The sequence below is a fragment of the Hyunsoonleella pacifica genome (assembly GCF_004310335.1).
Lineage (GTDB): Bacteria > Bacteroidota > Bacteroidia > Flavobacteriales > Flavobacteriaceae > Jejuia > Jejuia pacifica.
Window position 1 is genome coordinate 260272 of sequence record NZ_SIRS01000005.1, and the last position, 20991, is coordinate 281262.

Here is a 20991-nt window from a genome sequence, read left to right on the forward strand (position 1 = left end):
CTCCTTCGTCAGGCTGTGGGCTTTCCACTGCAATCCCTAACGTGGGTGCGTTTGCTAAGGGCTGTATATTCCCAAAAGCTACTCCACTTTTGCATTTTACCCACCCCTAACCCCTCCAAGGAGGGGAACACTTATTGTGATTTATAAAATTGCCCCTTGCCTCCTCAATACTTTCACTACGCTCACTCAAAAGTAGTGCTCGCATGAGTATGGTTCCTCCCCTTTGGGGAGGTTAGGTGCGGCTCCTTTTATATCTTGGCAAATGCCTGTTTTAAATCGGCTTTTAAATCTTCAATATCCTCAATACCTACAGACAAACGTATTAAATCTGGACTTACACCTGCTGAAGCTTGTTCTGCTTCATCTAATTGCTGGTGTGTAGTACTTGATGGGTGGATAATTAATGATTTGGTGTCTCCAATATTTGCCAATAATGAAAATATTTGAGTCTCATCCGCAATCGTTTTTGCAGCATCAAATCCGCCTTTATGCCCAAAGGTTACAATACCACTTTGTCCTTTTGGTAAATATTTTTTAGCTAAAGCATTGTATTTACTACTTTCTAATCCTGGATAGTTAACCCAAGCCACTTCGTCCTGTGCTTCTAGCCATTTTGCTAATTCTAAAGCATTTTCACTGTGTTGCTTGATACGAACTGGCAATGTTTCTAAACCTTGAATGATATTAAAGGCATTTGTTGGACTCATAGCACCTCCAAAATCTCTTAATCCTTCTAAGATTAATTTAAACGTATACGATGCTGCACCTAAAGTTTCGTGATATTTTAAACCGTGATACCCTGCTGATGGCTCTGTAAATTCTGGGAATTTACCATTTGCCCAATCAAACGTTCCACCATCAATAATAGCACCACCAAGTGATGTTCCTTGACCACCAATATATTTTGTTAATGAGTGAATTACAATATTAGCACCGTGTTGTAAAGGATTTAATAATGCAGGCGTTGCTACCGTATTATCCACAATAAAAGGAACACCTGCTGCTTTTGAGTGTTCTGAAATCGCTTCTAAATCTAATACATCTAACTTAGGGTTTCCTAAAGACTCTACAAAGAATGCTCTGGTGTTATCTTGTACAGCATCCTTAAAATTATCTGGATTTGATGCATCTACAAATGTGGTTGTAATACCCAATCTTGGTAATGTTACACTTAATAAATTGTACGTTCCACCATATAAACTGCTCGATGCTACAATATGATCTCCAGCTTTTAACAGCGTTAACAATCCTGTAGAAATTGCTGCTGTTCCTGAAGCAAATACTACGGCGCCTATACCGCCTTCTACAGCTGCTAAACGCTCTTGTAAAATTTGATTGGTTGGGTTATTTAAACGCGTGTAAATAAACCCTAATTCTTGTAAAGAAAACAGATTTGCAGCATGGTCTGAATCGTTAAACACGTAAGACGTAGTTTGATAAATTGGTACTGCTCTTGCTCCACCATTGTTTGCTACGTCATGTCCTGCGTGTAATGCGTTTGTTGCTAATTTTTGATCGCTCATTTTTCTAATATTTTTTAGTTAATTTTTAAAAACCAAAAATTCAAATGCACTTGCAATAAGTGAACTAAATAGAAAAATGTTATAAAGAATTTTTTAAAACTACAGACTGTAATTTTTTTGGTTATCTATCCAAACACCAATAAATGAATTGGGGTTTAAGTAGAATTTAGCACCTTCTTTAATAAGTTTAAAGGGTTGCTAAGGTTTCATCGGGTCTAATCCCTCCACCTTTCTTGATAACATTTCAATACGTTTTTGAACTTTGTGATTGCAAATATCGTGTAGAAAAGTTAATCTGCAAATTTTTTTAGAAAAATTTTGTTTTTATTCCTGAAATCTATTTGTAGAAATTTTCGGCTATCTTCGTTTAGCGTCAGATATAAGCCATTACCAACGGCGCATATCCATCAACATTGTATGTCATTCCCGACATCAAGAGCATACCTAAAAATTAACGATAATCAAATTTAAAATCTAATCACAGTAATATAAATTATGACTAAAAATTATTTTATGTTTTACATAAATTTATTTACGTTTGTATAAATAAAAGTTATTACTCATGAAACGAAATAAAATAATTCAGACCACATTAAACCTTAATAGATTCACTTTTTGGTTGTCAATAGTTGGAGGGACTGCACTTATTCTTTATATAGGCTATTTATTTATTTTTCCAGAATCGTATCCCGATATTAAAATTTTAAATGATGGAAATATTTCAACCTTTTACTTATGTACTGAATGTGATTATACTGCAAAAAGTATCCCTATTGCGGAAGTTGGTTCAGGAATGAAAATCTGGATACTACTGCGCCTAGCTACAATGGGTTTACTATTTATATTGATTACTAATGAAGTAATCAAAATTTTAAAATCAGTTAGAGGTTATAAAACATTCCATAGTCAAAACATGTTGTATTTCAAACGAATAGCTAAATATACCTTAGCAATCGCCTTTTTTAGAACCATCAATTTTGTTGACGAGGGACAACACGGGATAGGTTTAGAAATAGGGTTTCCACTAGATTTGTTGCTATTTGCGTTATTCAGCCTAAGTCTTAGTGAAGTTTTTAAAGAAGGTCAACTCTTGCAAGAGGATAAAGATTCAATATTATGAGTATCGTTATAAATCTGGATGTAATGCTGGCCAAACGCAAAATGAAGCTAAAAGAATTAGCTGAAACCATTGGTATATCTGAAACCAATCTTTCACTTTTAAAAACCGGTAAGGTAAAAGGCATAAGGTTTAACACCCTAGATAGCATTTGTGAAATATTGGAATGTCAACCTGGAGATATCTTAGAACACGTTCCCTCTAATTCACGAAATGAAAACTAACAGAAAACTGAGAACCTCATGATTTGAGGCACAATTAAGAAAAACTGCTTTTTAAAAGGAGCTATTAAATCAATAATTATTAACGAAAATGAAACTATATTCAATTATAGCAATAATCTTATTGTTTAACGCTTGCAACCCCTCTGCGCTAAACACAAAGGAACCAGTCATGGTAAATACACTAGAAAAACCACTAACACTTCCTTACGAAATCATCAATGGGCTAATCGTTATTAAACTGCAAATAAACAATTCAAATCCATTAAACTTTGTTTTGGATACTGGTGCACCCATCACATGTATTTTAGAATCTGATAGGTCCATTGGCTTTAAAGACCCTTTGAATGAGCATGATGAAATTGGCTCACACACAGAAAACTATATGGAAAAGTCCGTAAAGTTTATTGATGGGTTACATCTTAAATTGAATGATAGTATTTTTCTTAAAAACCTATCTGTAGCGCTGTGGCCTCCAGAAATGTTTTTCAAAAGCACTTCTTATGACAATGTACCCTATGATGGCATTATAGGCTATGATCTTTTGAGGTTTGTAACCTTAGAAATTAATCAAGAAAACAAAACCGTAACATTACATAACCCAAAGGAAGATATTCCCCAAAACCATTGGACCTATTCAAATCTTGAGTTTAAAAACAATAAGCCTTATTGTAATATTAATTTACGGATTAAGCCTGAAGACGAAAAAATTCCACTTAAAGTACATTTTGATTTAGGAAACATGAACTACATGTGGGTAAAAACAAATCTCAGCAAAAACATAATTGCTCCAGTAGAAAAGAAAGAACAAATTATTGGTATGGGAATAGATGGCAAACCAATGATGGGAGTTTTATGGCCCGCTCATAGTTTGGAAATTGCTGGATTTACCAATTGGGCAATACCGATTAGGTATACATCCACTGGACATTCTCGCGATAAGAACAGAGCAGGACATATTGGCTTAAGAGAATTGGAACGCTTTAACTTATTGATTGACTACAATAACAAGAGACTTGGAATTCGCCCTATTAAAGAGGTCTTTTCAATCAATGATGCCTACTTAAAAATGTATGAAGGAGAATATTCATCTCCAAACCTTCCTTTTACAATCACATTAGAAGCAAAGAAAAACCTTTTATATCTTACTGCAAAGGGGGAAAACCCACTCCCTATGGTTCCTGTAAATAATTACACGTTCAGCTTCAAGCCAATGCATATTTCGATAGTTTTTTCAAGAAATAAAGACGGTAAAATTGATTATTCTACCTTGACCCTTAAAGAAACCAAAAGGAAATCAACATGGACAAAACTTTGACTTCAATGATTAAGATAAAAACTTAATGAATAAAAACCAACTAAATAGAATTAGAAACTATTAATAGTAAATCCTTTTTTCCATCTCTAATAAACACACATTCTCTAAATGACTGATTAGTGAAATATTGCAATGTTAATCGAAGATGTACTTACAAGTAAAAAGCCATACAACAAGGTATAAAATGTATACCCACCCAGCGGGATGGCTACAACATCTTATACAGAACGGTAAACGAACTTTCCAAAAAAAGCTAAGCCTACTAAATAGTTTAACCATAACTTAGCAAATAAACCCCGCGCAAGGGATTGCAGCGACATCCTTTTTGCGAACTTAAAACAAGAGAATTTAAATAATCTTTGGATTTGACTAGACTAATGGAATCCCGAAACAAGTTCGGGACGCTTCGTGAAAAGATATAGTGAAAAGCCCGACCCCTTTTGGGTTGCGCCCAAAAAATTTAAGTTTGTGTTTGCAAAAATTTATCGCGGATAACTTGTCCGATTGGTCGGTTTTCTATTTTAGATTCTAACCATGAAATGATATCTAAATACAGGAACGCCCGACTTTGGTATGGGTCGTTCTCAAACTCTTTTAACTTTTTGTGCAGTTTGATGAATTCGCCTTTTACTTCGTGCGGATATATATCTGGTAACACACGTAAAAACTTGATAAACTCCTTCTGCACTTCGTACAAATCTTCCATTTTTATTAGAAACTTATACGTACTCCTGATGAGCACATCTAGGTTGTAATCTAAACCTGCTTCGTAGTGTGCCACTAAATTTAATATGCGAGAAAAGCACAATAAATCTTCCCGCATTTGCAGCGATTTGTTGCTTATTATTTTATCCAAATAATAGATGCATTTTCTAATTTCGCCTGCTCCAAAATACATGCTTGCCATTTTATAATAAAACACCATGATATGATGCTCATCAATACGACTTTTGTAGTTTTTTAGTTTTTCTAAAACCTCATCTATTAATGGTAAACCGTCTTGAAAACTACCTTCAATAAAATGCAAGTTAAACTTGTTGTTGTAGATGTACAAAAAGGCTAAGGACTCTGTATTATCATCTAATGGAAACCATTTTTCTTGTGTTATAGCTTCGAATTTTGCGAGCGTTTCCTGAAATTTTTCGTGTTGCCTTAAGTAGAATAGTGCTTCTAGCAAATAGTGGTTGCCACGAAGAAAAAACACAGGATTTAGCACAATCATCTCTTTATTATCATAAAATAAGCCTACCCATTTAGAGGCGTATTTATAGCAGGCTAAAAAGTCTACCGTTAAAAAACTGTACCATAATTTTGCTTTATACAACCACAGTTTTTCTCTAAAACCTAGTTTGTTAATATCGTATCTGGGTAATCTGTCGTGATAGTATTTATCAATAATCTGATATTCTTCATCATTTTTTACATAACCTGTTTTTAAAAACAGCCCATATAACTGCAAGGACAGGTTAGAGAGTTTGCTTGCTAGCACATTTTGTAAACTTAACTCTTTTGCTTGTATGGTAAGTTCGTCTGCACGATTGCTAATACTTCTGGTAATGTATTGAGATTCAATAACTTTTTCTAATTCCACAATCTCATACGCCACATTTTTTTCCTCGTTTGACACTGCTAAATTCTTAGCTTTATCAAGGATTTTTAAACTTTGTTTGTAAAGTCCTTTATGATATAAAATTGTTGCAAAATCGAGTTGTTCACGGATTTGAATCCTGATATCTTGATGTGATGGGTTTAAGCGTAAACTAATTAAAATCTGCTTGTACAAATGTGCTTTAAGGTTGGATAACTGCTGCTTTTTTACAATACCTTTTTTTAAAATAGCAGCTTCATCATAGGTTTTTAATTTATCCAGAATATTGAATAGCATTAAAAACTTTGAATCTTCGTTTACTCCCAATCGACCAACGTAAAGCTTGAATTGTCGCTTTTCAGACTTTGAAAGGGATTTTACCAAAACAAATAAGTTATCTTTTTGCTCTTTTACCATAGTCATAAAATCATATTCAAAAAACTGATTTTCAAATATTTAACAAATCATCAACTCAGTTAAACGTCGTAAAAAAAATGAGATGAATAGTAACTTTTACGAAACCAAAATATAAATTCGTATCACAATAAGAAAATATATTCTAATAAATGTCTGATAATCACGTTCAAATTTTTGATACTACCCTCCGAGACGGAGAGCAAGTCCCTGGTTGCAAGCTTAACACTGAGCAAAAACTAGTTATTGCGGAACAGCTGGATGAATTAGGGGTAGACATTATTGAAGCGGGGTTTCCCGTCTCTAGCCCAGGGGATTTTAAATCGGTAGAAGAAATTTCTAAGATTGTAAAAAACGCTACGGTTTGTGGTTTAACCCGATCTGTAGAAAATGATATAAAAGTTGCTGGAGAAGCACTTAAATATGCAAAGACTCCTAGAATTCACACAGGAATAGGCACTTCTGACTCTCATATAAAATTCAAATTTAAATCTACTCAAGAAGCTATTATAGAACGTGCTGTTAAAGCAGTAAGTTACGCCAAAACTTTTGTTGAGGATGTTGAGTTTTATGCCGAAGATGCTGGAAGAACTGATAATGAATATTTAGCTCGCGTTTGCGAAGCTGTAATTAAAGCAGGTGCTACTGTACTAAATATTCCTGATACTACAGGGTACTGTTTGCCGCATGAGTATGGTGCAAAAATTAAGTATTTAAAAGAGAATGTAAAAGATATTGATAAAGCTATTTTATCATGCCACTGCCATAATGATTTAGGTTTGGCTACTGCAAACTCTATAGAAGGTGTTATTAATGGTGCACGCCAAATAGAATGTACTATAAATGGTATAGGAGAACGCGCTGGAAATACTGCTTTAGAAGAGGTAGTGATGATTTTAAGACAACATCCTTATTTGAATTTAGATACTAGAATTAAATCTGAAATGCTATATGGTATTAGTCAATTAGTATCAGACAGCATGGGTATTTACACGCAACCTAATAAAGCTATAGTAGGCGCAAACGCTTTTGCGCATAGTTCTGGAATACACCAAGATGGTGTAATAAAAAATCGTGAAACTTACGAAATTATAGATCCTAAAGACGTTGGTGTAACAGAATCTGCTATTGTATTAACAGCTCGTAGTGGAAGAGCTGCATTAGCCTATAGAGCCAAAAATATTGGTTACGAATTGACCAAATTACAATTAGATGAAATCTACACTAATTTCTTAGATTTTGCTGATAAGAAAAAAGAAGTGGATGATAACGATATTCACAAAATTATAGAGAATAGTAAGGTATATAAAGAAATTGTATCCTCTTAATCGAAAAAATTTTATTAATAATTCTAAAGCTTCTTAATTTACAAGAAGCTTTTCAATTTAAGAGATAAAAACCATAAATCAAATGAAATTAAACATTGCTGTTTTACCTGGTGATGGTATAGGGCCTGAGGTTACTGCTGAAGCAGTTAAGGTGCTAAAAGCTATTGGTATGGTATTCGAGCATACATTTAATTTTAAATATGGACTAGTTGGAGCGGCGGCTATAGACGCTTTTGAAAATCCTTTACCTGAAGAAACTATAGATTTGTGTAAAGACACTGATGCTGTTCTTTTTGGCGCAATTGGAGATACAGCTTATGATATTGATCCTGATGCTAAAATACGTCCAGAACAAGGCCTTTTAGGTATTCGTAAGGCATTAGGACTTCACACCAATATTCGGCCAGTAATTGCTTATGATGATTTATTGAATAAGTCATCTTTAAAAGTTAAGCAAATTAAAGATACTGATATTCTCATCTATCGCGAGCTCACTGGAGGTATTTATTTTGGAGAAAAAAGTTTAAGCAGTGATGGCAATACCGCATATGATGTTTGCGAGTACCACCGTTTTGAAATTGAACGTATTGCTCATGCTGCATTTAAAGCGGCTCAATCTAGAAAAGGTAAAGTTACCTTAGTAGACAAAGCTAATGTTTTAGAAAGCTCGAGACTGTGGCGCCGTGTGGTTTTAGAGCTGGCCAAACATTATCCGAACGTAGTTTTGGATTTTATGTTTATTGATAATGCTGCCGTTGAGCTTATTAAAAATCCTAGACAGTTTGATGTGATTTTAACCGAAAACATGTTTGGGGATATCATATCTGAAGAGGCTAGTGTTATTGTGGGCTCTATAGGATTATTAGCATCGGCTTCTACTGGAGATACTCATGCTATGTTCGAGCCTATTCATGGCTCCTATAGCAAAGCGAAAAACAAGGGGATTGCCAACCCAATTGCATCTATACTTTCTGCTTCTATGCTGTTGGATCATTTTAATTTATCTGAAGAAGCGGCTTTAGTAAGAGAGGCTGTAGAAAAATCGTTAAAATTACATATTACCACTCCAGATTTAAATACTAAATACGATAATATTACCACAAGTAAGGTGGGAGATTTTATAGAAGATTTTATAAATAATCCAGAAGAAACCAATCTAAACTTTACTAATATTCACTTAGGACAATCCACAATTATTTAATTATTTGAATTAGTCACCAATACAATTAAATACCAAACTAAACTTTACGGAAATGTCCGGAACGAGAGCCCAATTCTAGGGCTCTTTTTCTTTTTGAATGGTTTATTTCTAATAGCTAATATTAACGTGGAGATTTAAACAAATGTAATGGTTCCAATAGAATAGTAGATCCTAGAGCCTCTACATTAACGTTCCCATTTTCAACCTTTAGGATGTTGCCACTGTAAAACTCGGTTAAAGTTTGTCCTTCTAAAAAAACGTCCGACACGCTAATTTGTTTGACATCTGTTGAGACATTTAAAGCAATAACCACTTTATCCTTAAAATCTCCTCTTGAATATACTCTTGAGAATACATAGGGTGTTTCAGTTAATATTTGATGCATCCCAGCTCCAACAGCAGGATGGTTAGCTCTAAATTGCCCTAATTTTTGCCAATGCCGTAAAATGACTTCATTTTTTTCTAAATCATCCCAATTCATCACTGAACGCAGTGTTGCATCACCTTGAGTATCTTCAACCAGTAAAGACCTTGCTATTTCGTCGCCATAATATACCTGAGATGCCCCAGGACACAACAATAATTTGTTTGCTGTTTCATAAGGTTTTTCTCTTGAGGGGTCGAATGGTTGACCATCGTCATGTGAACTTAAATAATTTAACACACCATAACCTTTTAAATCTGAATTTAAAATATCTGAATATTTAGTAAAAAAATCATCTATAGGCATTTGTGCTGCATTCCATTTTGCCTCAAAGTTTATCAATCCATTAAAAGCATTATCAAAATAGTTAACTTTTTTATTGCCAAAATCAAATGCTTTTTTAGCCGAAACCCCATAATTGTAGACCTCTCCAACTAAATAGAAGTCGTTATTATCTAAAACTTTATCAGGATTATTTTTTTTAAATTCTGCAAATGCTACATCACATTCAGTTTTAAACTCCTGCCAGACGTATGATTCAGTATGCTTTACTGTATCTACACGATAACCGTCTATTCCAAACTCAATAATGTAATCCGTTAGCCATTTCATTATGTAAAAGCGGGGTGCTTTAGGATGTCCTGTTCTTTTAAAAAACGCATCTAGTTCTGTCACTTCTTGTTCATATCTGCCTTCAGTTTTCCATTTATGCACTAATTGAGTGGGTAATTCTACAGCTTCATTACTTTCAGTTTTAATGTCTGGTAAATTCTTAACTAAAGTACAGGTTATCGTATTTTCGTAAGATTGGTAATCACATTGCGGTTCTGTTCTTACCCATGTCCCTGGCCAAAGTGAATCCTTTTCTGTAACTGGTCCTGTGTGATTAATCACAGCATCTAATAAAATACGGATACCGTTATTGTGCGCCGTTTGTACTAGTTCTTGTAAATCTGCTTTTGTTCCAAAATTTGGATCTATAGCTGTCCAATCGCTGGTCCAATACCCATGAAACCCATAGGTAAAACCTGTTCCTTCATCTGTTCCTCCCTGGATTTGTTCAACAATTGGTGTCATCCAAATAGCATTAATCCCTAGATTGGTAAAATAACCTTCCTTAATTTTCTGTGTTACACCTTTAATATCACCTCCTTCAAACCCACGTAATTTTCCAGTTTCTCCTATTCTATTGAAATTGACATCATTTGAAGTATCGCCATTATTAAACCTGTCTGTTAATAAGAAATAGACATTAGCGCCTTCCCAGACAAAAGGAACTTCTGCTTTTTCTTTTGGATTTTGTTTTTTGTCTTTACAATTGAAAAGAAACAAAACCAATGGTAGAACTAAAATATATCGCTTCATAGTTTACTTTAATTTTAAAATAAAAGACTCTAATGGTTTTAGTTGTATTTTAATACTGCCTAATCCGTTTTCAACATTTAAAGTCGGATTGAAATTGTAGAACAATTGATCTTCTAGCTTATAATTCCCATTTATCAACTTCCACTTACTAATGATATCTTTGGATAACTTTAAATTAAATTCGCAACTATTCTCACTATCAAAATTTGAAACAACAATCAACTTTTCATTATCGTTCCAACGCACAAAAGACAATACTTTATCAGAATAATTTTTCGTGTGTTTTCTGTTTAATTGATGAATATCTTGGTATTTTCCTGTTAAGGCTTCACTACCAATTGTAAAGTTTAAAAGTCGCTTGTAAAAAGCTCTTAAACGCCTTTCTTTATCTGATAATTGTCCTCCATCAAATTGTTTATTATTTACCCATCGCTGATGTGCTGGAACACCCACATAATCAAAAATTGATGTTCTTGTAGGAGCTCCAAAACCTGCGTTTTCAGAACCATCTTCTCCTACTTCTTGTCCAAAATAAATCATAGTAGGAGCTGTGGTTAATGTTGCAGAAACAACCATAGCTGGTTTTCCTTTTTTTGCATCTCCAGCAAAATCAGGACTTGCTAAACGCTGTTCATCATGGTTTTCTAGGAAGTGCAACATGTGATGTTCGATATCTTTTAAATCTTCTAATATTGGTGGAATATTATCTGTCTTTCCGTAGCCTTGAATTACATGCTTTAAGGTATCATAAAGCTGTACCTTATCATATAAATAATCCATTTTACCTCTTTTGATATAATCTCTATACAATGAGGGATTATAAACCTCAGCCAACAAAAATGCCTCAGAATTTTTCATTTTAATAGATGAATTCATAAAACTCCAAAATTCTACAGGCACCATTTCTGCCATATCATAACGAAAACCATCTACTCCTCTTTCTAGCCAATACAGCCCAATATCCCTAAACTTTAACCAAGAATTAGGAACATCTTTACCCCTCCAAAACTCAAAATGCTTTTTATAATTCTTATTTTCAAAACTATCTGGAAGTAGATCAAAATCTTTTTTACCATCAGGTAAAATTCCATAATTCACTTTTACGGTTTCATACCAATCGTTCATATCGGGTTGTGACAACTTTGAACCATTTCCTGTCCATTTTGCAGGTTGTTCTGGAAATACACCATCTTCTAATGGATGCGTTTCATTGCCCAATGGCGAATAGTCGTTTTTCCATTCAGGCACTCTAAAGACCTCATATGGATTATAGTAAAAATTGTTATCCCTATCATAAACTACAGAAAGATCGTCGTTTTCCCCAAAATCTTTTACACCTTCTGGCTTAGAATTACTCTGATAGTTACGTGCTACATGATTTGGTACAATATCAATAATCACTTTTAATCCTGCCTGATGTGTTCGCTTTATAAGAGCTTCAAATTCATCCAAACGGTTCTCAACATTTTTAGCTAAATCTGGATTTACGTTGTAATAATCCTTAACTGCGTAAGGCGAACCAGCACGTCCTTTAACTACATCTGGATCATCATTTGTAATACCGTATTTAGTATAATCGTTAATTACAGCATGATGTGGCACACCTGTATACCAAATATGTGTTACACCTAAATCTTTAATTTCTTGCAAAGCTTTTTCGGTAAAATCATTGAACTTCCCAACGCCATTCTCCTCGATTGTTCCCCAAGGTTTGTTGGTGGTATTTGTATTACCAAATAAACGGGTAAACACTTGATATATCACGTATTTTTTCTTAGCTGACTTTTCATCAATTACTGCTAAATTTTCTCGAACTTCAGATTTACAACCCAGCGTACCTATTACCAAAACAACTATAAAAAAACGGACGAACTTCATACTAATTTGCTCTCAAAAGAAAAGTTAATAACCTATGTAAACGTAGATTCCATAAAATAACAAACACTCATTTCATTACTACAGCTTTTTTGTAGTTAACATCACACTACCTTTAGTATTGAATTTTAATGTCTTATCCCATTTTACAGTTGCTCCCGTTATTATATTTTTTAAAGATTTTCCATCCAATCCTATCTCCTTAAATCTACTCAAATCTAAATCTACTTCGTCTATATTCTTGTTAAGAATATGAACAAACGTTTCATCTTTATGAAGTCTAAATAATACGTATATCCCATTTTTAGGTGCAAAATGCACTGTCTTTCCTTTGTGAATAGCCTTGCTGTTTTTACGATAATTCAATACTTTTTTTAAAAAAGACTGCATATTCATCTGGTCTGGTTTTAGTCCTTCTCCAGAAAAAGCATTAACCTTATCATTTGCCCAGCCTCCAGGAAAATCACTTCTGATTAATCCATGGTCTCCAGGTTTATCAAAATCATGCATCAAGATCTCTGTACCGTAATATATTTGAGGAATTCTGGGTAATGTTAACGTATAACTTAGTGCCATTTTGGTATTCACTAAGTTACCATGTAACTGCGTAAAAACACGACTCATATCATGGTTGTCAGGAAAAATCATTATGTCTTTCGGGCTGGCATAATGAAAATCGTTGGCCAATCCTTCGTACATCTTAATCAAACCTGTATCCCATTGCTCTTCTTCATTTAGTGCCTCAACAATTAAGCGCTGCATAGCAAAATCCATAGGCGACTTTAAATTTGATTTATAACCATCTCTGTTATTTGCGCCATCTTGCCAATATCCAATTAGCAAAGGATTTAAACTCCATTCTTCTCCAACAATACTAAAATTAGGATATTCTGTCATAATTTCCCCAGCCCATTGACTCATAAAATCTTTATCTGGGTATGGATAGGTATCCTGACGAATACCTCCAAGATTTGCTGTTTCTATCCACCAAATACTATTTTGAATGGTATAACGTGCCATGAAAGGATTACGCTGATTTAAATCGGGCATAACTGAAACAAACCAACCTACACTCATGTTTTCTTTATCAATTTTAGAGGCATATATATCTTGGTTCGTAGTACGTTTGTGATTAGTGGTTTTGCTCATATTACCCGTCCAATGCTCAATGTTTTCTTCATAATGTGCCTGATGATTAATCCAATCCTTAAAAGGTAAATCTTTCATCCACCAGTGCTCCAATCCACAGTGATTGGCTACTTGATCCATGATTAATTTCATACCACTTTCTTTCAATTTTAAGGATAAAGACACATAATCCTCCAAGGTACCATAGCGAGGGTCAATCTGATAATAATCCGTAATAGCGTACCCATGATACGAACTCTCTGGCATATCGTTGGTTAATAGCGGACAAGACCAAATAGCGGTAAACCCCATATCTTCTATATAATCCAGATGATTGATGATCCCCTGAATATCACCTCCATGTCGTGCATAATTATCTTTTCTACTTATGGTTTCTTCCTTCATACCTAAAACCACATCATTTTTAGGATTACCATTAGCGAAACGGTCTGGTGTAATTAAATACACGACATCACTACTATCAAAACCTTTAAAATCATCCGAAGGGCTTTGGCGCTTTTTCAACTCATAGGTATGTAATAAATCTTTTTCGCCTTCTTTTTGAAATATGATGTTAAATTTTCCTGCGACAGTTGATTCTGCTATATGCAAATCAATAAAGAGATAATTGGGACTATCTCCTTGATACACTTTTTTTATCACGACGCCTTGATGGGCTATTTTTGGTTCCCACTTTGAAATATTAGGATGATGCACCAATAATTGTAATTTTGGGTTTTTAAAACCTATCCACCAATGCATTGGCTCAACACGATTGATATCGTTTTGTTCAATAGCCTCAGATGGTACTGAGAATTCTTCTTTAGACATATTCACTTCTTTTTTGCACGCTGTAGTAAGTGCTACTAAAAATAGTAATACACCTGCAAAATATCTGTATTTTGAACCTCTAATCATTATTTAAACTTTAATTCATTGGTTTTATGCTAATTGCATATCCTCCTCCCGAAGCAGACCATAATTTAAGTTTAGATTTGCTGGTAACTTTTTTTGTTTTTATAGTATATGCCTGCGGATTTGTTTTATAATGTGCATCTTTAGCATCGGCATAAATTGTAGCTTTATATGTCTTGCCTTTATCCAAAAAGTCCAAAGCAATTGAAGTTTTTCTTGGCTGCTCACCATTTACATTACCTAAAAACCAATTATCACTGCCTTTTTCTTTTCGTGCTATGGTAAGAAACTCTCCTGGTTCTGCCTCCAGATATTCACTTGCTTCCCAATCTATGGCCACATCTTTTATAAACTGGAACGCATCCATGAATTTCTCATAATGTTCTGGTAAGTCTGCCGCCATTTGTAATGGACTGTACATTGTAACATATAATGCCAATTGGTTAGCGATAGTACTATTTACATGCGAATTATTATCTGGATTTAACTTGCTAATATCCATTTCAAAAATCCCTGGTGTATAATCCATAGGCCCTCCTATTAACCTAGTAAATGGCAACACTGTGACATGATTTGGTTTTGAACCTCCAAAAGCTTGAAATTCCGTTCCTCTTGCAGATTCGTTACCTATTAAGTTAGGATAGGTTCTGCAAATGCCTGTTGGTCTTACAGCTTCGTGAGCGTTTACCATAATTTGATATTCAGCAGCTTTTTCTAAAGCATACTGATAGTGATTCACGATATACTGACTGTAATGATGCTCGCCTCTTGGAATGATGTTACCAACGTAACCACTCTTTACAGCATTATATCCATTGTCTTTCATGAATTGATACGCTGTATCTAGATGACGCTCGTAGTTTCTTGTAGACCCTGAGGTTTCATGATGCATAATCATTTTTACGCCTTTAGACTTTGCATACTTATGAATTTCTTGAACATCAAAATCTGGATATGGTGTTATAAAATCAAACACATAATCTTTAGATTTTCCAAACCAATCTTCCCAACCTTCGTTCCAGCCTTCTACTAAAACACCATCGAAACCATGTGCTGATGCAAAATCTATATAGCATTTTACCTTTTGGTTGTTTGCTGCATGTTTACCGTTTGGTGTTACTTTAGAATAATCAGTAACACCCAATTGTACTGCGGGTAAATCATCAGTGTATGCCCAGGAACTTTTTCCTGTAATCATCTCCCACCAAACTCCAATATATTTTACGGGCTTTATCCAAGATACATCTTCTATAGCACAGGGTTCGTTTAGGTTTAGAGTTATTCTTGATGCTAAAATATCTGTTGCATCATCACTTACTATAATGGTTCGCCAAGGTGTATTACAAGGTGCTTGCATATAGCCTTTATCTCCATTTACATCTGGTGTTAAATGAGACTCAAAAATCATATTTTTATCATCTAAATCTAGGTGCATACATGCATAGTTTACTAAAGAAGCTTCATGTAAATTGATATATAAGCCTGTATCGGTTTTTAACATTAATGCGGTTTGCACACCAGTTTTAGAAAATGCAGTTTGTGAAGCATTGCTCTGGCGCGAACCATCAAATTTTGATCTGATTTCTGAAAGCTTAGATTTTGTATAATCGTATTCTTGAGAGTCGTAATCACCCGCAATCCAATGCGCTGTGTGATCTCCCGTCATAGCAAATTGCGTACGTTCTTCTTTAATGACAAAATAGACTAAATTATCCTGCTGCGGAAACTCATATCTAAAACCTAAACCATCATTAAACAACCTAAAACGAATACGCATAATTCTATCAGTCTTATTTTGTTTTAAGGTAACTGCTAACTCATTGTAATAATTTCTAATATTACTTTCCTCTCCCCAAACAGGTTGCCATGTTTCATCAAAGGTGGATGTATTTGTATCACTAATTATAAAGTCTTTCAGTAATGATGTTTTATCATCTTTCAACTCAAAACCTAAATAACTTGACTTTATAACATCTTGTTTTTTATAAGATAACTGGTATGTTGGTTTTCCTACTTCTCCTAAAGAAAACTGCATGGTAAATTCTCCATTTGGAGATTTTAATTCTTGAGTATTGCCATAATTAAACAATAGCAACAGTAACATTATATTCGTAATGAAATTAGACCTCATAACTTATTGCTTATTTTTTTGAAACCCTTTATTAACTTACCGCTTTTAGCACATTACTTTCTAAGACTAAAGGTTTATCATTAAATAAAATCTCTAATTCTTCTCCACAAAGCATTTCTAAATAGGTTTGTTCTTGTGTAACATTTACCTTTAAAACATGGTTTCTAAAGTTTATTTTAAAGGAGTACCCTTTCCATTGTTTTGGTATTTTTGGAGCAAAAGATAGCTTTCCATTTATAACTCGCATGCCCCCAAAACCTTCAACAATACTCATCCAAGTTCCTGCCATAGAAGTAATATGCAAACCTTCATGAACCTCATGATTATAATCATCTAAATCTAATCTCGAAGTTCTTAAATAGAATGTATAAGCTTGTTCCATTCTACCTAATTTTGCTGCTTGAATACTATGTACACATGGAGACAATGAACTTTCGTGAACTGTAAATGGTTCGTAAAAATCAAAATGCCGTTCTAAAGATTCATCTGTAAATTGATCTTCAAAAAAGTAAAATCCTTGTAGCACATCTGCTTGTTTGATATACGGTGAGCGTAATATTCTATCCCAACTCCATTTCTGATTTATTGGTCTTTGCGTCTTTGATAAATCTTTTACGGAAATCAATTCCTTATCTAAGAAACCATCTTGTTGCAGATACACTTGATGTTTCTCTGAATATGGAAAATACATATTATCTGCAACGGCTTTCCAAAGTGCTAACTCTTTTTTGGTTAACTTTACTTTTTTAGCTATTCTAGAAAAATCACTAGAAAATTCTGCTTCAACATTTTCAATTTGTGCTATAGTATAATCAATACACCACTTAGCTAAATAGTTTGTATACCAATTGTTATTTACATTATTTTCGTACTCATTTGGCCCTGTTACTCCTAAAATGACATACTTGTTTTTGGATTTAGAAAAGTTAGCGCGTTGTTGCCAAAAACGTGCGATACCTATTAAGACCTCTAAACCTTTTTCTGGAATATAACTATAATCCCCTGTAAAACGATGATAGTTATAAATAGCAAAGGCAATAGCTCCATTTCTATGAATTTCCTCAAATGTAATTTCCCATTCGTTATGGCATTCTTCTCCATTCATAGTAACCATTGGATATAATGCCGCACCATTAGTAAATCCTAATTTTTCTGCGTTTTCTATTGCTTTATCTAAATGATTGTAACGATATTCTAAAAGTGTTCTAGCCACCTTTTGATCTTTGGTGGCCATATAAAATGGAATACAATAGGCCTCTGTATCCCAATAGGTGCTTCCTCCATATTTTTCTCCTGTAAAACCCTTTGGACCAATATTTAACCTAGAATCTTTACCCAAATATGTTTGGTTTAATTGAAATATGTTAAAGCGAATACCTTGTTGTGCTTTTACATCACCATCAATAGTAACATCTGCCATTTCCCAAATATTAGCCCATGCTTTTTTTTGATCTTCAAGTAATTTTAAAAATCCTTTTTTTGTAGCAGTCTTTAAAGCACGTTTAGCTTCTTTAATAAGTTCAGATTTTTTATGATTTCTATCAACAGTATACCCTCCATACTTATGAATACTATAAGTGTCTCCTTGCTTTACAGGATATGCATAACTAAATGACACATGATTGGAATCCGCTTTAACATTGTGTTCTACGAGAATAGGCTTATTAGAAATGTACACTTTAGACTCCATAAACGTACAAGTATGAAAATCAGTTTTCATAGTTTTTGCCTCAATAAATGCTTGATTATTTATGTGGCTTACTTCTGTAGTATCCCAAAACTTATCATCCCAATTTGTGTCTTCATTGGTAATCCCTGAATCTAAATAGGGTTGAAATATAATTTCTGCATCAGAATTCAATGGTTTTATCTCATAGTTAATAGCTCCAACTTCATCTAAATCTAAGCTCAAAAAACGTTTTATATATACTTCAACTTGAATATTATTTAATAAGGTTGCTTTGAAACTTCTTGACAACCAACCTTCTTTCATATTTAATTCTCTACGAAAATTAGCAACAGATTTACAAGTATTTAAATCTAATTGTTCTCCATTAACCGATACATTAATCCCAATCCAATTTGGTGCATTTAGCACTTTGGCAAAATATTCAGGATATCCATTTTTCCACCAACCAACACGTGTTTTATCAGGGTAATACACACCAGCAATATAGCTTCCTTGAAAAGTATTACCTGTATATTGTTCTTCAAAGTTGGCACGTTGTCCCATAGCACCGTTACCAATGCTGAACAAACTCTCAGAAGACTTTACACGACTAGCATCAAACCCTTCTTCTATGATAGACCAATTATCTGGTTTTATATAATCTTGGTTCATTGTTATTTGATATTTTTTCTGAAATAACTCGAGTAAAGAAATTACTTGGAATTTCAGTTAAACTGTTAAAATTAAAATTGGCTTCACTTAAAGTATTTTTATCTCCTATACCGATGGATATCATGTTTGCTGTATTGGCAGCTTCAATACCTGCAATTGCATCTTCAAAAACCACACAATGCTCTGGTTGTAGTTTTAATTTTTTAGCGCCAATCAAGAATACTTCTGGATTTGGTTTCGCTTTAGAGACACTATTTCCATCAACAATTCCAGTAAATCTTTCATAAAGATGTACCTGTTTTAATATTAGCGGTGCATTTTTACTGGCAGAACCTAATACATAGTTGATACCTAACGTATCAAGTAAATCTAATAATTCACTTGCACCAGGGAGAATTTCTTTGGGTCCCATTTTATGGATATACTCTAAATAATGTGCATTCTTACTTATTAAGTATTCTTGTTTTTTTGCTTCGGAAAGTTCAACATTTCCTATGCCTAGTAAAATTTCTAAAGACCTTACGCGACTCACTCCTTTCAATAATTCATTGTGAGTTTCGGTAAATTCAAAACCTAATTCATCTGCAAGATCTTTCCAGGCTAAAAAGTGATATTTAGCAGTGTCAACAATAACACCGTCTAAATCAAATATGACTCCTATTTTATTCATTTTATGATTTAATTATATCATCAACATCCTTTACTTTATACACTAAGGATGCTGCAATCAAAAAACTAACTCCACTCATTACCAGAGCAAAAATGGCATGGTTTCCATAAGCATATTTAACAAGTGGCCCACCAATTAAGGCATTAATAATTTGTGGAATTACAATGAAGAAATTGAATATTCCCATATATACTCCCATTTTTTTTGGCGAAATAGACCCTGCCAATATAGCATATGGCATAGCTAAAATACTTGCCCATGCAATTCCCACTCCTACCATGGAAAAAATTAACCAGTTTTTATCTGGCATTATGTAAATAGATAATAATCCAATACCACCCATAATTAAGGAAACAGAATGTGTTTTCTTTCTACCAATCTTTTTCGCGATATATGGTAATGCAAAGGCATAAAATGCAGAGATTAGATTGTAAACTCCAAACAGAATACCTATCCAGTCACCTACTTCCTGATACTTTGAACTACTACCATCAGTATATGGCAAACCATAAACATGTTGTGCGATAGCTGGTGTTGTAAACACCCACATTCCAAAAAGACCAAACCATGAAAAGAATTGCACCCAACTTAATTGGCGCATGGTTACTGGCATTTTTTTGAAATCTTCAAAAATATCCAACAAGCTTGATTTTTTTTCTTTGTCATCATTTGACATAGCTTCAACATGCTCTTGTTCATCTTTAAAACTAGCCAATTCTTCAGGTGAGTACTCCTTAGTTGTAATTACTGTTACCAAAATTGAAATAATTAGGATAGTAGCTCCTATTATAAAAGAAAGGATTAAGTTAAAAGGGACCGTACCTTCTATAGCTTCATTAGATACTCCAAACCAATTTGTTAGAACGTATGGCAACCAAGATCCTATAACTGCACCAAATCCTATCAACGCAGTTTGCACACTAAAACCTAGTGTTCTTTGGTCTGTTCTAAGGTTATCACCAACTAAAGCCCTAAAGGGCTCCATTGCTATATTGAAAGAAGCATCCATTATCATCAACATGCCTGCTCCAACCCAAAGCGCTGGAAGGTATGCTATAAAAATATCTGCTTGAGGCATAAGCGCTAGACCAATAGAAGCTAAAATTGCTCCAACAAGAAAATATGGCTTGCGTCTTCCAAATTTCCCCCAGGTTTTGTCACTGTAATGTCCAATTACAGGCTGAACTATTAAACCCATTAATGGTGCAATTATCCAGAACCATGATAACTGATGTACATCAGCTCCAAAACTTTGGAGAATTCTACTTGCATTGGCATTTTGGAGAGCAAACCCCATCTGTATCCCCAGAAATCCAAAACTCATGTTCCAGATTTGCCAGAAACTTAATTTACGCTTTTCCATTAAATAGTATATTAGATTAATACTATTTGATAAGCGATATACTTATCAAAACTTATTGTGAGAAGTAAA

Annotated in this window: 14 protein-coding genes and 1 riboswitch; of the genes, 5 read left to right on the top strand and 9 right to left on the bottom strand. The window is 34.0% G+C overall.

Going from position 1 to position 20991, the window contains the following annotated elements; genetic code table 11:
- Positions 1 to 248: 248 nt before the first annotated feature.
- Positions 249 to 1523, bottom strand: a complete 1275-nt coding sequence (locus tag EYD46_RS13155) for an O-acetylhomoserine aminocarboxypropyltransferase/cysteine synthase family protein (RefSeq protein ID WP_130937638.1) — start codon at positions 1521 to 1523, stop codon at positions 249 to 251.
- Between the two features lie 118 nt (positions 1524 to 1641).
- Positions 1642 to 1766: riboswitch (SAM riboswitch) on the bottom strand.
- A 319-nt stretch (positions 1767 to 2085) separates the two neighbouring features.
- Between EYD46_RS13155 and EYD46_RS13160 the strand changes: the two genes are divergently transcribed.
- The 3 genes from EYD46_RS13160 to EYD46_RS13170 all read left to right on the top strand — a co-directional run bounded on the left by EYD46_RS13160 (position 2086) and on the right by EYD46_RS13170 (position 4179).
- Complete coding sequence (locus EYD46_RS13160; RefSeq protein WP_130937639.1) at positions 2086 to 2643, top strand: DUF2975 domain-containing protein; 558 nt, start codon at positions 2086 to 2088, stop codon at positions 2641 to 2643.
- A complete protein-coding gene (locus EYD46_RS13165; RefSeq protein ID WP_130937640.1) occupies positions 2640 to 2864 on the top strand; it encodes a helix-turn-helix domain-containing protein in 225 nt (74 codons plus the stop codon). The genes EYD46_RS13160 and EYD46_RS13165 overlap by 4 nt, the downstream gene beginning before the upstream one ends.
- Positions 2865 to 3033: 169 nt before the next feature.
- Entirely contained in the window at positions 3034 to 4179 is a 1146-nt protein-coding gene (locus EYD46_RS13170; RefSeq protein WP_130937641.1) for a pepsin/retropepsin-like aspartic protease family protein, read from the top strand.
- Positions 4180 to 4639: 460 nt separating this feature from the next.
- Here the strand turns inward: EYD46_RS13170 and EYD46_RS13175 are convergent, their stop codons facing one another.
- Positions 4640 to 6184 carry a hypothetical protein gene (locus tag EYD46_RS13175; protein ID WP_371870112.1) on the bottom strand — a complete coding sequence of 515 codons (1545 nt, stop codon included), beginning with the start codon at positions 6182 to 6184 and terminating at the stop codon, positions 4640 to 4642.
- A gap of 149 nt (positions 6185 to 6333) precedes the next feature.
- On the opposite strand from EYD46_RS13175, the gene EYD46_RS13180 reads away from it, so the two are divergent.
- Positions 6334 to 7509 carry a 2-isopropylmalate synthase gene (locus EYD46_RS13180; RefSeq protein ID WP_130937643.1) on the top strand — a complete coding sequence of 392 codons (1176 nt, stop codon included), beginning with the start codon at positions 6334 to 6336 and terminating at the stop codon, positions 7507 to 7509.
- Between the two features lie 82 nt (positions 7510 to 7591).
- Positions 7592 to 8710 carry a 3-isopropylmalate dehydrogenase gene (gene leuB, locus EYD46_RS13185; protein ID WP_130937644.1) on the top strand — a complete coding sequence of 373 codons (1119 nt, stop codon included), beginning with the start codon at positions 7592 to 7594 and terminating at the stop codon, positions 8708 to 8710.
- A gap of 121 nt (positions 8711 to 8831) precedes the next feature.
- On the opposite strand, the gene EYD46_RS13190 is transcribed toward leuB, so the two are convergent.
- The 7 genes from EYD46_RS13190 to EYD46_RS13220 form a co-directional block, all read right to left on the bottom strand.
- Entirely contained in the window at positions 8832 to 10499 is a 1668-nt protein-coding gene (locus tag EYD46_RS13190; protein WP_130937645.1) for an alpha-amylase family glycosyl hydrolase, read from the bottom strand.
- 3 nt (positions 10500 to 10502) lie between these two features.
- Positions 10503 to 12377 carry an alpha-amylase family glycosyl hydrolase gene (locus EYD46_RS13195; RefSeq protein ID WP_130937646.1) on the bottom strand — a complete coding sequence of 625 codons (1875 nt, stop codon included), beginning with the start codon at positions 12375 to 12377 and terminating at the stop codon, positions 10503 to 10505.
- 78 nt (positions 12378 to 12455) lie between these two features.
- On the bottom strand, positions 12456 to 14420 hold the full coding sequence (locus tag EYD46_RS13200) for a glycoside hydrolase family 13 protein (protein ID WP_371870109.1): 1965 nt from the start codon (positions 14418 to 14420) through the stop codon (positions 12456 to 12458).
- A gap of 10 nt (positions 14421 to 14430) precedes the next feature.
- Positions 14431 to 16521: a glycoside hydrolase family 97 protein gene (locus EYD46_RS13205; protein WP_371870113.1), complete on the bottom strand. Its 2091-nt coding sequence runs from the start codon at positions 16519 to 16521 to the stop codon at positions 14431 to 14433.
- Between the two features lie 58 nt (positions 16522 to 16579).
- Entirely contained in the window at positions 16580 to 18889 is a 2310-nt protein-coding gene (locus tag EYD46_RS13210; RefSeq protein WP_130937648.1) for a glycoside hydrolase family 65 protein, read from the bottom strand.
- On the bottom strand, positions 18861 to 19559 hold the full coding sequence (gene pgmB, locus EYD46_RS13215; RefSeq protein WP_130937649.1) for a beta-phosphoglucomutase: 699 nt from the start codon (positions 19557 to 19559) through the stop codon (positions 18861 to 18863). Before pgmB ends, EYD46_RS13210 begins: the two co-directional genes overlap by 29 nt.
- Position 19560: 1 nt before the next feature.
- On the bottom strand, positions 19561 to 20922 hold the full coding sequence (locus tag EYD46_RS13220; RefSeq protein WP_130937650.1) for an MFS transporter: 1362 nt from the start codon (positions 20920 to 20922) through the stop codon (positions 19561 to 19563).
- Between the last annotated feature and the right edge of the window lie 69 nt (positions 20923 to 20991).